The 15,398-nt window shown below is 37.7% G+C and carries 15 protein-coding genes; 13 read left to right on the forward strand and 2 right to left on the reverse strand.

Annotated elements, in window-relative coordinates; translation table 11 throughout:
- Positions 1–8 precede the first annotated feature (8 nt).
- A complete protein-coding gene (locus POF52_RS17845) occupies positions 9–764 on the forward strand; it encodes a LamB/YcsF family protein (protein WP_271993759.1) in 756 nt (251 codons plus the stop codon).
- A 9-nt stretch (positions 765–773) separates the two neighbouring features.
- The gene (locus POF52_RS17850; RefSeq protein ID WP_271993761.1) at positions 774–1,961 is read left to right on the forward strand and encodes an NRAMP family divalent metal transporter; all 1,188 of its coding nucleotides are present in this window, start codon (positions 774–776) and stop codon (positions 1,959–1,961) included.
- A gap of 42 nt (positions 1,962–2,003) precedes the next feature.
- On the opposite strand, the gene trhA is transcribed toward POF52_RS17850, so the two are convergent.
- Positions 2,004–2,654, reverse strand: coding sequence for a PAQR family membrane homeostasis protein TrhA (gene trhA, locus POF52_RS17855; RefSeq protein WP_013055671.1), 651 nt, complete (start codon positions 2,652–2,654; stop codon positions 2,004–2,006).
- A gap of 382 nt (positions 2,655–3,036) precedes the next feature.
- Here trhA and POF52_RS17860 point away from each other — a divergent pair, with 382 nt between their 5' ends.
- The 5 genes from POF52_RS17860 to POF52_RS17880 all read left to right on the forward strand — a co-directional run bounded on the left by POF52_RS17860 (position 3,037) and on the right by POF52_RS17880 (position 6,865).
- Positions 3,037–3,675: a DUF1643 domain-containing protein gene (locus tag POF52_RS17860; protein WP_271993763.1), complete on the forward strand. Its 639-nt coding sequence runs from the start codon at positions 3,037–3,039 to the stop codon at positions 3,673–3,675.
- Between the two features lie 101 nt (positions 3,676–3,776).
- Positions 3,777–4,196 (forward strand): hypothetical protein, encoded by a 420-nt coding sequence (locus tag POF52_RS17865; protein ID WP_016763238.1) that lies wholly within the window; start codon positions 3,777–3,779, stop codon positions 4,194–4,196.
- Between the two features lie 464 nt (positions 4,197–4,660).
- The gene (gene bluB / locus POF52_RS17870) at positions 4,661–5,314 is read left to right on the forward strand and encodes a 5,6-dimethylbenzimidazole synthase (RefSeq protein WP_176584977.1); all 654 of its coding nucleotides are present in this window, start codon (positions 4,661–4,663) and stop codon (positions 5,312–5,314) included.
- A gap of 168 nt (positions 5,315–5,482) precedes the next feature.
- Entirely contained in the window at positions 5,483–6,517 is a 1,035-nt protein-coding gene (locus POF52_RS17875) for an AI-2E family transporter (protein ID WP_013081982.1), read from the forward strand.
- Between the two features lie 108 nt (positions 6,518–6,625).
- The gene (locus POF52_RS17880) at positions 6,626–6,865 is read left to right on the forward strand and encodes a hypothetical protein (RefSeq protein ID WP_271993766.1); all 240 of its coding nucleotides are present in this window, start codon (positions 6,626–6,628) and stop codon (positions 6,863–6,865) included.
- Here the strand turns inward: POF52_RS17880 and POF52_RS17885 are convergent.
- Entirely contained in the window at positions 6,816–7,694 is an 879-nt protein-coding gene (locus POF52_RS17885; protein ID WP_074894016.1) for a LysR family transcriptional regulator, read from the reverse strand. The genes POF52_RS17880 and POF52_RS17885 overlap by 50 nt on opposite strands.
- Before the next feature lie 161 nt (positions 7,695–7,855).
- On the opposite strand from POF52_RS17885, the gene POF52_RS17890 reads away from it, so the two are divergent.
- The 6 genes from POF52_RS17890 (at position 7,856) to POF52_RS17915 (ending at position 15,278) form a co-directional block, all read left to right on the forward strand.
- Positions 7,856–8,836 (forward strand): zinc-binding dehydrogenase, encoded by a 981-nt coding sequence (locus POF52_RS17890; RefSeq protein ID WP_074894018.1) that lies wholly within the window; start codon positions 7,856–7,858, stop codon positions 8,834–8,836.
- Between the two features lie 235 nt (positions 8,837–9,071).
- A complete protein-coding gene (locus tag POF52_RS17895) occupies positions 9,072–9,650 on the forward strand; it encodes a DedA family protein (RefSeq protein WP_258469116.1) in 579 nt (192 codons plus the stop codon).
- A gap of 514 nt (positions 9,651–10,164) precedes the next feature.
- On the forward strand, positions 10,165–11,061 hold the full coding sequence (locus tag POF52_RS17900; protein ID WP_271993770.1) for a shikimate dehydrogenase: 897 nt from the start codon (positions 10,165–10,167) through the stop codon (positions 11,059–11,061).
- A 636-nt stretch (positions 11,062–11,697) separates the two neighbouring features.
- Positions 11,698–13,002 carry an MFS transporter gene (locus tag POF52_RS17905; RefSeq protein WP_013081988.1) on the forward strand — a complete coding sequence of 435 codons (1,305 nt, stop codon included), beginning with the start codon at positions 11,698–11,700 and terminating at the stop codon, positions 13,000–13,002.
- A gap of 111 nt (positions 13,003–13,113) precedes the next feature.
- Complete coding sequence (locus POF52_RS17910) at positions 13,114–14,322, forward strand: CaiB/BaiF CoA transferase family protein (RefSeq protein ID WP_271993772.1); 1,209 nt, start codon at positions 13,114–13,116, stop codon at positions 14,320–14,322.
- Positions 14,322–15,278 carry a hydroxymethylglutaryl-CoA lyase gene (locus POF52_RS17915; RefSeq protein WP_074894019.1) on the forward strand — a complete coding sequence of 319 codons (957 nt, stop codon included), beginning with the start codon at positions 14,322–14,324 and terminating at the stop codon, positions 15,276–15,278. The genes POF52_RS17910 and POF52_RS17915 overlap by 1 nt, the downstream gene beginning before the upstream one ends.
- Positions 15,279–15,398 lie beyond the last annotated feature (120 nt).

A 15,398-nucleotide genomic window follows, 5' to 3' on the forward strand; every position in this document is an offset into this window, starting at 1 on the left:
GGAAGAAGATGGCTACCGTTGATTTGAACTGTGACTTAGGGGAGAGCTTTGGGACCTATAGATTAGGAAATGATAAAGAAATTTTACGCTATGTAACGTCTGCAAACATTGCTTGTGGTTTTCATGCCGGAGATCCTTCAGTTATGAGAGAAACAGTAAAGCTGGCTTTGAGTGAAAATGTGGCGATTGGCGCGCACCCCGGATTGCAAGATTTAGCTGGATTTGGACGTAGATATATGAAAATTACGCCTCGAGAAGCTTATGATTTGATGGTATATCAAATGGGGGCCCTTTCAGCTTTTATACGTGCAGAAGGAGGGGCCCTTCATCATGTGAAACCTCATGGCGCTTTATATAATATGGCTGCAGGGGATCAAGACATAGCTAAAGCTGTTGCTGAAGCCGTTTATAATGTTAGTGAGGAAGCTATTTTATATGGTTTGGCTGGAAGTGAATTAATTAAAGCCGGAAACGAAATAGGCTTGCGTATGTCTGAGGAAGTATTTGCAGATCGAACCTATCAACAGAACGGTATGCTGACGCCGAGAAACGTTGAAAACGCCGTGATTCAAGATGAAGAAGCGGCTATTTCTCAAGTAATTAAAATGGTCAAAGAAAAAAAAGTGTTTACTGTGCAAAATGAAGAGATTCCCATTCAAGCAGATACCGTTTGTATTCATGGAGACGGTGCACATGCTGTTGAATTTGCCAAAGCTATTTGTGACAAGCTAAAAGAAGAACAAATCATTATTCAACCACAATGAGGTGACATCATGAAAAAAGAACGCAACTGGAGCGTGCTGCTCGGAGCAGCATTTTTAATGGCTACTTCAGCAGTGGGGCCAGGTTTTTTAACTCAAACAACGGTCTTTACACAAGCTCTCGCCGCAAGTTTTGGTTTTGTCATTTTACTGTCGATTTTATTAGACATTGGCGTTCAGCTAAACGTATGGCGTATTATTGCCGTTTCCGAAAAAAGAGCACAGGATATCGCTAACAATGTTTTGCCAGGCCTCGGCTTATTTATTGCTATTTTAATTGTAATCGGAGGCTTAGCATTTAATATTGGAAATGTAGGAGGAGCGGGTCTTGGCTTCAATGCGCTATTTGGTATTTCTCCTAAAGCGGGTGCAGTCATTACAGCTATCATTTCTATCGCAATCTTTTTAGTCAAAGAAGCCGGAAAATTAATGGATCGTTTTGCTCAATTAATGGGCGGAATATTAATTATTTTAATGGTGTATGTTGCAGTTTCTTCCGCTCCGCCAGTAGGAGAAGCAGTATCTAAAACATTTTGGCCGGATCACATTGACGTAATGGCGATTGTTACTCTTGTAGGAGGAACAGTAGGAGGATATATCACATTTGCAGGAGGTCACCGTTTATTAGATGCAGGAATCAAAGGAAAAGCCGCGATTCCTGAAGTAACAAGAGGAGCAGTATCCGGTATTACGATTGCTTCGATCATTCGAATTTTTCTATTTTTAGCCACACTAGGTGTGTTGAGTCAAGGACTAAAGCTGAATCCTGATAATCCACCTGCCTCTGTTTTTCAGTTAGCCGCAGGGGATATTGGCTATAAATTATTCGGTGTCGTCATGGCAGCGGCGGCTATCACTTCAGTTATTGGTTCGGCATATACATCGGTTTCCTTTATTAAATCCTTCAGTAAAAGGATTGAGAAATATGAAAACTGGATTATCATTGCATTTATTACGATTTCAACCCTGGTTTTCTTAACGATTGGCCAGCCGGTCACGCTGCTTATTTTAGCTGGAGCATTAAATGGGTTAATCTTACCTATTACACTTGGAACGATGCTTATAGCGGCGTATAAAAAGAAGATAGTAGGCGATTACAAGCATCCGACTTGGCTTGCCGTTTTTGGCGGTTTTGTGGTCGTTATTATGGCTGTGCTAGGAGTCTATACGCTTGTGACTCAAATGGCAAAACTGTGGTAAAGAATTCTATAACCAATTAAAAAAGGGCCTTCTGGCCCTTTTTTAATTGGTTATAGGCAATACATATAAAATGATTGCTAAAAAGTGGAGTACGGTTCCGCCAAGAACAAACATATGCCAAATCATATGATGAAAACGAAATCCTCGCCATACGTAAAAAACGGCCCCGATTGTATACAACACGCCTCCAACTACGAGAAGGACAATTCCTTGATGGGCAATGTTTTGAGTTAACGAATCCCAAGCAAACACAATCATCCATCCCATAAATACGTAAAGAATGGTGGAAATAAAAAGGAATTTCTTTACAAAAAAAGCTTTGAATACAATTCCTGCAAGAGCAATGCCCCATACAATTCCAAAAAGTGTCCAGCCGGTGGTTCCTTTTACTGCGATAAATAAAAATGGAGTGTACGTACCGGCAATAAACAAATAAATAGAAGAGTGGTCAAATATCTCAAAAAGATCCTTTACCTTACCTTCCGGAAAGCTATGGACAAGCGTAGAGGAGACATAGAGAAGCAGCATGGTTACTCCGTAAATAGTAAAACTGATAACATGCCAAGGCGTTCCTTCTAACGAAGAAAGTACGATTAAAAGCGTTAATCCAACAATGCTGAGTACGGCTCCAACGCCGTGTGTAATCGCATTTGCAATTTCTTCTCCTCTTGTAAATGTGTGTGTAGTAGCCATTTACAAAATCCTTTCTTTACACAAATTTATCTTCTATTTTCTCAGAGGATCAGTTTTGAACATACCTGCTGAGAAAAAATCCGTAACTGTCAAAAACATGAGTGAAAAGGTCATTGGTTATTTCTTTATTATAGACCATTCTTTTGATTTTATCTATTTTGACTGGAGGTCCGAAAAGAGGAAAGATGTATATGTGAATGTTCACTAGCTGTAAAAAGCATGTATAGAAGAAAAAATTGCTTTTTGAAAAAATAGAAGAAAAGTTGTCATGAAGGCATGATTTTGAAATACATATAAAATAAAACTTTTAACAGTCAAGGTTACGATTACTGCTTAGCTCATTTGCAATAGATAAGTAACAAGATTGTAAGAAGGCAGGGGGATGGAAGCAGTGAAAAAAGAAGTTATTTTTGATGAAACTGGCACATACAAATACTCTCTATTATGCAAATGGAGTGAAGTAAACGAACGTAAACTTACGTTTATCTTGTCATTTCCAGAAAATACGTATGAATACAGCGACGATACAGCTGTATCCAAATGCATAGAACTGGCGCAAAAGTGGGGATTTGGAGTCTTAGAAATCGTTTATTTATTCAGCTATCAAACCGACCACGTTTCGTTTTTACGCATGCTTTCAAAAGAAGAAGCTGTTGGAACAAGAACAGGTGAATATATTCAAAAAGCAGTGGAGGATGCTGAACTGGTTGTGGTAGCTTGGGGTGATCATGGAAGCATTTATAACCGGCAAGAGGAAGTAGAACGCTTTTTGAAACACAAGCCGGTATACTGTTTTGGAAAAACGAAACAGCAATTTCCTCGCCATATTTTATCCGTCGTGCATCGTACAGAATTACAAAAATACGAAATGACGGCTAATCGTGAAGAGTCGGAAGAAGTTTCTTCGTTTATTGAAGACATAGATCAAAGTTTTGGTGGAGAGGATTATTCTCCAATTAAACAACTAACAGAAGAAGAACCGCTTATGTTTATTGAAGATATTGCCAGTATGTATCGGTAAAAAGAAGAAGCGAGGTTTATATTCCTCGCTTTTTCGTTAGTATAAAACACCAAGTTTTGTCATATGGTTGTATCAAGAAGCGTGTGTAAAGGGGGAACTTTATGAAGTTAAATGAAGTATTGCACCGCATCACAACTATTTATAATGAGTTAGAAGAAGAGTGCTTTCAATATATAGGGACTGTGATCAACGAAAATGCAGAGCTGGATATTTCTCGTCTTGAAGAACTAAGTACGCTGTTAAACTTCGTATATGAATGCTCGCAGGATGTATTAGTAGGTTCTATTTTAACAAAATTGGATTATGGACAACCCATTTATCAATTTGCTATGTTAAAGCCTATTTCCCTTGAAGGAAATGAAGATAAGTTAGATATTTTATATGAAGAAAAGGTAAAAGTAGAAAGAGCTATTCTAGATGTGTATACAGCTCAGCGAAAGAAGTTATTGACTCAAGCAGCTGAAGACTTAAAAGAACTGCACTACGAGCTGCAGACCTATGTGTATGCTTGCAACATATAAGTGAATCTGTTGAAATGGCAAGGCATATATACAAATAAAAGGGAACATGTTAGGATAAATAAAAAGAACTCCTAATCAAAGAGTTCTTTTTATTGTAAAATATATGATTTTGAATTAGTAAAGCATAAAGACGGTGGTAATGGCAGTTACCCTTTTCTTTGTGCTTTTTTTATCCGATTGTGTTGATGATACTGCTTATTGCGTTAAAAAAGTTCATAAGTACCTCGTTTAGCATGTAATATGCCTCCTCTCTTACTAAATATGTATAATCAAATTATCCAATTGTGTTAATGATGCTGCTTACCGCGTTAAATAAGTTCATTAAAACGTCGTTGAACATGTTTGCAACCTCCTTTATGATAGATTCATATAGTAATACGAGAAAACATAAAGTTTGGATCACATTTTTTTAATATTTTTTTAGAAAAATAGTTAAAAAGAGAATTTAATGGAGGTTAAAGAAGATGAATTCGTTTACAAACGACGAAAAGCAAGCGGTATACAAAGCGATTTATGGAAGAAGAGATGTACGAACATTTTTGTCTGATGAGATTCCGAATGAAACGGTCTATAACATTCTACAGGCTGCTCACAGCGGACCTTCCGTCGGGTTTATGCAGCCTTGGAATTTTATATTAGTATCTGATACAGAAGTGAAAAATAAACTTGCCTGGGCAGCAGATAAAGAGAGAAGGGCACTGGCTATTCATTATGAAGGTGAAAAGAAAGAAGATTTTTTAGAGCTCAAGATTCAAGGATTAAAAGAGGCGCCATTAACTATTTGCGTAACGTGTGATCCAACAAGAGGGGGCTCTCATGTTCTCGGAAGAAACTCAATTCCAGAAACCGATATGATGTCAACTGCGTGTGCGATTCAAAATATGTGGCTTGCTTCATATGCAGAAGGACTGGCAATGGGTTGGGTAAGTTTTTATAAGAAAAATGATGTACGTGACATTTTACATATTCCTCCTCATATTGATCCTGTAGCGCTCATGTCAATTGGCTATACAGATAAATACCCTGAGAAACCAATCTTAGAACAAGTTAACTGGGAAAAAAGAAGGGATTTAGACAAGCTAATTTATCATAATGTATGGGAAAATGAAAAAGAATAGCGGAGAGAAAATAAAGACATAATAAAAAGCGCCGAAATATAGTAAAATTTGAATATTAAATGATACACTATATATAGCGAAAGCGGATATGAGCGTCTAGCGTATCCGTTTTATTTATATGTATACAAATGACTTGGGAAAAAGAGAGATAGGAGAATTGAAGGTTTCATGAATATTGCAAGAAGTTGGCTTCACAACAAACTTACTGTTCGCATCATTACGCTTATTATCATTACAGTTTTACTTGTCAGCATTAGAAGTATGCTTCAACTGCTGTTATTTACGTTTATTTTTACCTTTTTAATTGGTCGTTTTCAACAAACGTTAAGAAGAAAGCTTCCGCTTAATTCAACGCTTATACTCATCGTCATCTATATCGCACTGATTGGGGCCCTCGGTATTGTAGGATATGTATACATCCCGGTTATTATGACGCAAGTTACCGAGCTTGTACAGAAGCTGATGTATTTTTACAAGCACCCCCCTGATAATACATTCGTCACCTATATTATCGATAATCTAAAGAGATTCAAATCACCGGAGAATATTCAGCAGAATATTGATTTAGTATACAGCTATTTATCTAATATTGGAAAAGTAAGTGCACAAGTTTTCTTAGCACTCTTGTTAAGCCTATTCTTTTTACTTGAAAAGTCGCGGATTCACCGATTATTTGTCCAATTGGAACAATCTAGGCTGGGCTGGTTTTTCAAAGAAGCGGGCTATTTGGGGAGAAAATTTGTTAATTCCTTCGGCAAGGTAATAGAAGTTCAGTTTATTATCGCTTTTGTGAACAGCATTTTATCCGTTATTGCGCTGTGGGTGTTAGGGTTTCCTAATTTGCTTGCACTTGGCGTTATGGTCTTTCTACTAGGGCTAGTGCCGGTTCTTGGGGTATTTGTTTCACTCATTCCACTTTGTACAATCGCTTACAGTTTAGGAGGCGGTGTAAAAGTACTATCTGTGTTAATTATGGTGGTAGTACTTCACGCACTTGAAAGCTATGTATTAAATCCAAAGCTCATGTCATCTAAAACAAACTTGCCAACGTTCATTACGTTTATCATTTTAGTGTTTGGTGAACACTTCTTAGGCGTATGGGGGCTGATTCTTGGTATTCCTATTTTTATTTTCTTTTTAGATTTAGTAGGAGTAGATTCAGCACAGCAACTGTCAAAAAAAGAAGAGGCTGGGACAAAATGATTTTAGACGAGGTGAAAAACGAGCCATTAATCAACATGTTTGACTAGTGGTTCGTTTTCTTTTGTTATAGTGAATGTAGGTTTCATCTGTTTTCGTTTCTTCTAGCAGTTGATTGGAGGGCAAGGTGAAGACTCCTGCGGGAAAAGCGGAACAGGTGAGACCCCGCAGGAGCGTAAGCGACGAGCAGGCTCAGCGGCCGCCCGCGGAAAGCGAAGCCTTGCACGGAATTCAACTGCGGTGTCACAAGCGGTTCAGCTCATGTATCCTGTTTGTTCGTCTTTAGAATGGATTCATGTCATTATTTCTCAACCTCTTCTTTTTTTAACGAGCGTATCGTTTTTTGAATGACTGGATGATCTCGATGCTTAAGTTTATAAGCAAGAAAGATCTGATTTTTTACCGCTAAATGTTCAAGTTCAATTTTTACCTTTTTTTCTCGGAGCGCTTCTTGAATCAAATAGCGGGGAAGCAGGCTGATTCCCATGTGATGCTGAATGGCTTTTAACACCGTTTGAAGATTTGGAATTACATGATGAGGCTGAATTTCAGGTCGTTTTTTAAAATGCTGCCGCCAAAATCTCCTGATAATAGGAAGTTCAAGACCATAGCTAATCCACCGCTGATTATATAAAAAATCTTCTACGTCTTTACTAGCTGTCATTTCAAAAGAAGGAGGGACGGTTAAGACAAACTCTTCTTCTTCAATGACCGTATATTCAATTCCAGGTATTTGCAATCTTTGGGTTGTAATCGCAATATCAATTTCGTCGCTTTGTATCTTTTCAAGCAAAACAGAAGCAATACCAAACTGGCTGTAGCAGCGGATACCTGCATCTTTTATTCTTTCTAAAGCTTGTTCGGTAAAATACTCTACGGGAGAACCAATTTTTACGACCGGCAGCGCGTCGGGAGATGAAGCGGTCATTTTTAATTCAATTGAAGCAGCTTCTAGACTTTCAATTAACGGGACAATACGCGTGTACAGTTCTTTACCTTTTTCTGTTGGAATCATCTTTCTCGGTGCACGGATAAATAAACCTTCGCCTATTTCAGCTTCTAAAGCAGCTAAGTGCTGACTCATGGCCGGCTGCGTTAAGATCCTCACTCTGGCTGCTTCAGAAACAGATCGATATTTGTAAATGCTAATAAAGCTGCGATACCATTCAAAATCAATCATTTATGTCATCCTTTCTTATAAATTTATTTATGGATATCTATTTATTTTCTAATTTGTATTATAGACAAGCTCTCTTTAAAATAAAAATAGTAAGCAAATCATTTTTAGATAAAATAATAAAAGCAACGCTAGGCAAATGATTTAAAAGGGAGAGTTAGGCTGTGAAAGCATTATTATTGCAAGATAAAAATAAATGGACAGAAATGAAAGTAGAAGAAATAGAAAAACCTCTTCCAAATAAAGGGGAAGTAGTAGTTGAAGTTCACGCAGTGGGACTTAATCCCGTAGATTATAAAACGGCTACTAACGGAAACCCTCATTGGACATATCCTCACATTCTAGGTTTAGATGTAGCTGGGACAATTGATGAAGTTGGAGAAGGAGTAGTTGACTGGAAAAAAGGAGACCGCGTTGTCTATCACGGGGACTTTATGAAAAAAGGCGGATATGCTGAATATGCGGTTACGACTGCTCATTCAATTTCGCGCATTCCTGATGCTGTTACATTTGAAGAAGCTGCTGCTTTGCCTACTGCAGGTTACACAGCTTATGAAACACTATTTCGTAAACTTCCAATGAACCATATTCAAACCATCTTGATTCATGGAGGAGCTGGAGGCGTAGGAGGCTTTGGCGTACAGCTTGCTAAAAACGCTGGAAAAACCGTTTTCTCAACAGCTTCAGTACATAATCATGAGTATGTGAAGTCGTTAGGAGCTGATTATGTAATTGATTATCGCGAGGAAAACGTCGTGGAAAAAGTATTGGAGCTGACAAATGGCCGCGGCTTAGATGCTGTGCTTGATACGGTGAGCGCAAAGAACGCAACGGATTCTTTAGATATGATTGCCTATAGAGGACATTTAGCACATATTGCTGGTGCACCTGATTATACAAAAGTAAAGCCTTTTACAAAGGTGATTTCTTATCATGAAGTAGCTTTAAATGCTGCACATCACATTGATGACATGATTGCGCAAGCGGATTTAGCAAAAATGGGTGATGAGCTTTTAGCATTAGTAGCAGAGAAGAAAGTAGCTCCGATGATTGAGCGCATCATCTCGTTAAAAGAAGTGCCAAGTGCATTAGAAGAGCTTTCAAAACGCCATGTGAAAGGGAAAATTATTGCTAAAGTTAAATAATAGTAGGACAGAAAAGACTCTTTTATTACAACTAATAAAAGAGTTTTTTTCTGCTATTTTCTTTTTTTGCGTTACTTCACTTATAAACTGCATATGATAGAAGATAATCAAATATAGCAAACGGGTGCGTATGAGCTTTTTTTACTAGTAAAATTGCTTTGAAATCGTGAAATTTTGAATAGTTTGAGTTATGATGAAAGAACGTGAAATTTGTATGATTGAAAGGAGAAAAAAGGTGCAAGGGTTTATTGATTTTGTACAAAATTTAGGCATAGTGGGCATCTTTATTGCTACAGCCATCGAAGCTGCGGCAATTCCTTTTCCGTGTACGTTATCGATTTTGCTTATTGGCTCTGTGCTGCAGCTCTCAATATGGAAAATCCTTATTGTTTCAGCTGTCAATACCGTTATTTATATCGCATTCAACTATATTCCGTTCGTTATGGGATACAGGTTTGAATCTATTACCAAGCGCTGGTTTGGTGAAAAAAATATAAAGCGTGCCCAAAAATGGTTTCATAAATATGGAAAATGGAGTATTACGATTTCTCGTCCCATCAGTATCGCAAACTATATAACCTATTTGGCAGGTCTTAGTAAAATCAAATCTAGGGACTTTGTTTTATACAGCACCTTAGGCATTTTTCCGTGGTTTGTTTTTTTGCTCTATGTAGGAGGACTTGGAGATATTGAAAAAATCCAAAAATATTTGCATGATGTTGATCGTTTAATATTTGTTATTCTTATAATCGGAGTGATAGTTGGTGCAGGCTGGTGGATGAAAAAGAGAAGAGAAGGCCACGCTCAAGAATAAAGCTATAATTATGGTTATAGCTTTATTTTAATATAAAGAAATTCTTTAAATAAAAAGATTTTTCTGAAAAGTAACAAAAAAGCATTTTTCCTTTTTAAAAAATGTGATACTATGATACATAAGGTCGCTAAGAGTTGTCTTGGTTCACCGGGTGTTACTGCATTCATTTAATAAAAGAAGCCAGGTATAGGTGAAAGCTTTGTTTCTAGTAATGTTGAGAAATGCTGCCTTGGGAAGGGAGGTAAAACGTACAGTACGTGTCAAACGTATGTTATTAAAGTCGTAAATTTGTAAGCGGTTTCTTTATTTTTACATGTGAGTAGAGCAGCTTTGGTTTTGAATGCAGCTTGTTACAGGTTGGTTGAATAGTCAGTATATCTTAAAATTAGATCGATCTAATTACCTGTATTATATGAATATGAAATGTGTTTGATTGTAAATGAAAATAAGCTGAAAAAGTACAGGTTAGGTACCACACATATTTCTGAATTTTAATAAAACAGGAGGTAAAATCATGAAAAGCGTAGGGCGTATTAATGGTAAAACTCAGCTCATCGGCCTTTTAGCAACTCCAATTGGACATTCATTGTCACCATCTATGCATAATATGGCCTTTAAAAAACTGGGATTAAATTATGCTTATTTAGCTTTTGAAGTAGGAAATGACTCGTTAGAAGATGCAATTAAAGGGCTGAGAGCGTTAAATGTTAAAGGTTTTAATGTATCCATGCCCAATAAGACAAAAATTCTCCCGTTTCTTGATGAATTAGCAGACAGCGCCAAATTTTCAGGAGCTGTCAATACCGTCGTAAATGATAATGGCGTACTAGTTGGGCATAGCACAGACGGCATGGGTTACATTCGAAATTTAAAAGAGCACGGCGTGGATATCACAGGAAAAAAAATGACGTTGATCGGTTCGGGTGGAGCAGCGACGCCCATTGCTATTCAAGCAGCTTTAGAAGGGCTTGAAGAATTAACAATTTTTGCTCGTCACGATGAATTTTATTCAAAAGCTGTAGAAAACGTAAAAATTATTAATGAAGAGATGAAACATGTTTCATGTAAAGCGAAGCTGTATTCTCTTGAAGATACAGACAGGTTAAGAGAAGAAATTAAAACGAGCGATATTTTGACAAATGGAACAGGAGTGGGAATGAAACCGTTAGAAGAATTCAGCATTATTGAAGATATATCAATGCTGCGTCCGGATTTAATTGTAACCGATGTCGTGTATATGCCTATGAGATCAAAAATGTTAGAACAAGCTGAATCAATTGGATGTCACACCATTAATGGAATAGGAATGATGATCTGGCAAGGGGCCATGGCGTTTGAATTGTGGACAGGAAAAGAGATGCCTGTGGAGTATATTAAGGAACAAATGTTTGAACCAAGCTTACAGTATTAAAAACGCGTATCTTCAAACCTTACTAGAATTGGACGAATGAAGTGTCTGTATTTTCTGTTTTTTTAACGCGATAAGAGAAATATTTGTAAAAATAATACAGTTATTTTCGGGTTTATTATATTTAAAAAGTGTTTATTTTAATTTTCTAAAAATTAGAAATATATATTGCGCAGGCAAATGTAATTCAGTATACTAAAGCTCAAGTTTGAATTGATTTTATATTAGGCTGTGTCAAAATACGACGCTTCGCGAAAAAAGGCAGGTGTTAAAATGAGAAATTAAAAAAGCAGACGTTGATCATCATGTTCGGATATTTGAGTAGATCATAAAATATAAGCACCGTTCCGCAATATGTGAAGAGATTCCCGCTGGAATTAGATCGTTCTAATAAAAATTTATTAGATCGTTCTAATTAGAACTTTCTATTAATCTTTTTAGTTTCACTAATAAAATGTTTTTATGAAAGGATAAAAGAATAAGTAAATAGCTAGAGGATTAGGTTTTCAGCATTGCCATCTTTCAACTTGAGTTCAGACAGATTTTATGTAAGCAAGTAATTATAAATGGGATCTGAGCAAAGAGATATTTCGCAAAAATGAAAGCGTATACTTAAAATCTTATGAGTGAGGGAAAAGAATGAAAAAACATCGTTGGTCGATTGTATTCTTGATTGCGGTTGGTGTAGTTGTAAACTATTTTGATCGAATTAATATGTCCATTGCTATGCCATTGTTACAAAAAGAATTTAACTTGACAGCAGGTCAGATGGGGATTTTCCTATCAGCATTTGCATGGTCTTACGCTTTACTTCAACTTCCTATAGGACCTTTGCTAGATAAAATAGGCGTAAAATGGGTAACGCGTGTAGCGACCGTGATATGGACAGTAGCTTGTCTTTTAACTGCAGTAGCAAATGGATGGGGGTTAATTATTTTATCTCGAGTGCTGTTAGGAGTTGGAGAAGCACCGTTCTTTCCATCTGCTGCTAAAGCAGTTAGCCATTGGGTTCCGCGTCAGGAACGCGGAAAAGCTATTGCAGCTTATGATTCTCAATCCAAACTTTCCAACGCCATCGGAGCGCCTATATTAGCACTAATTGTAACAGAGTGGGGCTGGCGAGGCGGTTTCTTAGCAACTGCTATTCTTAGTTTCATATATGCTATTGTTTATTGGATCTGGTATCGTGAACCTCATGAAGATGAGCGTTTGACGAAAGAAGAATATGACTACATTGTTCAAGGCGGTTCTCAAAGTTCAGAAGAAGTTAAAGGCAGTGCAATGGAGAACATTCGATATTTGCTAACTAAAAGAAAAGTCTGGGCAGTATTCATTGGATTTGCGGCATACGGCTATTCATGGTTTTTGTTCTTGACTTGGCTTCCTGGATATTTAGCAACAGAAATGAACATGTCTATTTTAAAATCAGGCTGGTACTCGGCCATACCGTGGATTGTAGGTACCATTACTGAAATAGTAATCGGGGGTTGGCTTGTTGATCGTCTTATTAACAAAGGGTATAACCGGACGCGTGTCAGCAAGTTTTTTCTAGTAATAGGTATGGTATTTGGTTTGTCAATTATTGGGGCAGCGTTTACTCACAGTGCGAACGTAGCTGTATTTTGGATTTCAACAGCACTTGGAGGTCTTGTTGTCACATCTGCTGTTGCCTACAGCATTCCTACATTTATTGCACCAAAAGGAACGGTAGGAACATTAACGGGACTTTTAACATTTGGGAATAACTCGATGGCTATTGTTGCACCTATTACGACTGGGTTTATTGTTCAAGCCACGGGTTCATTTATGTATGCTTTCCTTTTAGCAGCTGCTTTTTTAGTGATTGGAATTTTAAGCTATACGTTCCTATTAACAGATTTAGACCCGATTGAAAGTAAAGAGTCTATTCTATTAGAAGAAAAAGAGTTAACTTTAGAAAAATAAGTAATCTTAATATTTCGACTGATGGTATTCGTTTTTAACATATCAAAGGAAATCTACTAATTAATTATCTTAATTAAGCATACAAACAGTTATTACCGGAGGGGATTCAACGTGTTAACCAAAAATTATGGACCTTTAACAGGAGTTCAAATACTAGATATTTCTACTATGATTGCTGCTCCCTTTGGAGCTACTTTACTAGCGGACTTGGGGGCGGAAGTAACCAAAATTGAGCTTCCGGGAAAAGGAGATACGCTTCGGACTGTAGGGCCTTGGAAAGGGACTGAACCTTTAAGGTGGCCCGGACTTGCTCGCAATAAAAAGTCTGTTACGCTGGACATTCGATCAGAAGAAGGAGCAGAAATTTTCAAAAAGCTAATTAGTGGCGTAGACATTTTAATTGAAAATTTTCGCCCGGGTACACTGGAAAAATGGAACTTAGGATATGAAGAGCTTAAAAAAGTTAACCCTAAGCTAGTAATGGTGCGCGTATCAGGTTATGGACAAACAGGTCCTTATCGAGAAAAAGCTGGATTCGGTACACCGGGGACAGCATTTAGCGGACATACTTATTTACAAGGATATTCAGATCGTCCGCCCGTCAGTCCTTCTTACTCTTTACTAGATTATGTAACGGGCATATATACCGCGTTCGCTTGTGTAAGCGCTATCTATCATAGAGATGTGCACGAACAGCCGGAAGGTCAAGTAGTAGAAATGGGATTATATGAATCTATTTTTCGAATGATGGAGTTTTTAATCGCTGAATATGATCAAAACGGAAAAGTAAGAGAGAGAAGCCCTGGACTTGCAGGTCACTCAAGCCCTGCAGGCACATATGAAACAAAAGACGGAAAGTTTGTTGTATTAGTATGCAGTACAGACTCTACCTTTGATCGTCTTGCAGAGGCAATGGAAAGAAAAGATATGTTAAAGGATCCGCGATACTATACAAACGTAGAGCGTCTAAAGCATGATCATGAAGTTCAGGAAATTGTATCAAATTGGATTAAGTCCTTCACTCAAGACGAGCTGCAGGCAAAGTTAGATTCATTTGGCGTGCCAGTTAGCCCTATCTACAGCATTGAAGATATATTTAATGATCCTCAGTATAGAGAACGAGAAAACATTGTAGAAGTAGAGCACCCCCGCCTAGGGAAAATTAAGGTTCCGGGAGTAGTGCCAAAGTTTTCACATACACCGGGAGCAATTCGTCATCGTGCCCCTGAATTGGGAGAACATAATGAAGAAATTCTAGCCGGAAAACTGGGGTTATCAAGTGAAGACTTAGCGGTGTTAAAAGAAAAGGGGGTTATTTAATGAATACTATTCAAAAAATAGAATTACCGGAAAAAGTCATAATCTGTGAAGTAGCCCCAAGGGATGGGTTTCAAGCTGAACATGAGTGGATTCCTACAAAAGAAAAAATATCTATTATCCGTCAGCTAGCCAAGACAGGCATTCAATCAATGGAAATTACATCTTTTGTACATCCGAGAGCGATTCCTCAGTTAAAGGATGCCGAGCAGGTCGTAGAAAGTGTTCAAGATTTAACAAATATCAAATTTCGCGCGTTAGTGCCGAATGTAAAAGGTGCACAGAGAGCCATTGACGCCGGAGTGAAAAAGTTAAAGCTTATGCTTTCAGCTACAGATTCTCACAGCTTGTCTAACGCAAATTGTTCTGTAGAAGAAGCCCAAAAAGGTTTTTATCCTATTATCGAATTAGCGGAAAAGCATAACGTTAAAGTGGGAGGTTCAATTTCGGTAGCGTTTGGATGTCCTTATGAAGGAAAAGTTGCTATAGAACGCATTTCTTCTATTGTAGAACGATACAGAATGATGGGCGTCGAAGAAATTTCTTTAGCGGATACAACAGGGATGGCAAATCCTAAGCAAGTGTATCGTATGCTAGGGTTTCTTAAACAAAATTATCCCGGCATTATTTTCTCCATGCATTTGCACAATACGAGAGGAATGGCATTTTCTAATGTAGTGGCTGCTTTGCAGCAGGGTGTTATTCATTTTGATAGTTCTATTATCGGTTTAGGAGGGTGTCCTTACGCTCCAGGTGCTACTGGAAATATAGCTACAGAAGATCTGGTTCATGGATTAAGTGAAATGGGAATTCATACGGGCATTGATCTTAACAAGCTTATTGAAGCAGCAAAAGAGGTGAAGCAAGTAATTGGTCATGACGGTGGAAGCTATATGCTGCAAGCAGGTCCTTGTTCAGAACTTCATGCCAAGCCAAAGGTTCAAGAGAAATTAGTATAACTAAGCCGTGAACATGATAACCTTTTAGGAGGTGATGGGAGCGTTTAAATTAAAATAAATTAGATCGATCTATTTTCCTCTCATGTAAAAACGTTCAGGCCTTGTTTTATATAAAAGTTT

This window comes from Priestia sp. AB (genome assembly GCF_028369225.1).
Classification (GTDB): Bacteria; Bacillota; Bacilli; order Bacillales; family Bacillaceae_H; genus Priestia; species Priestia megaterium.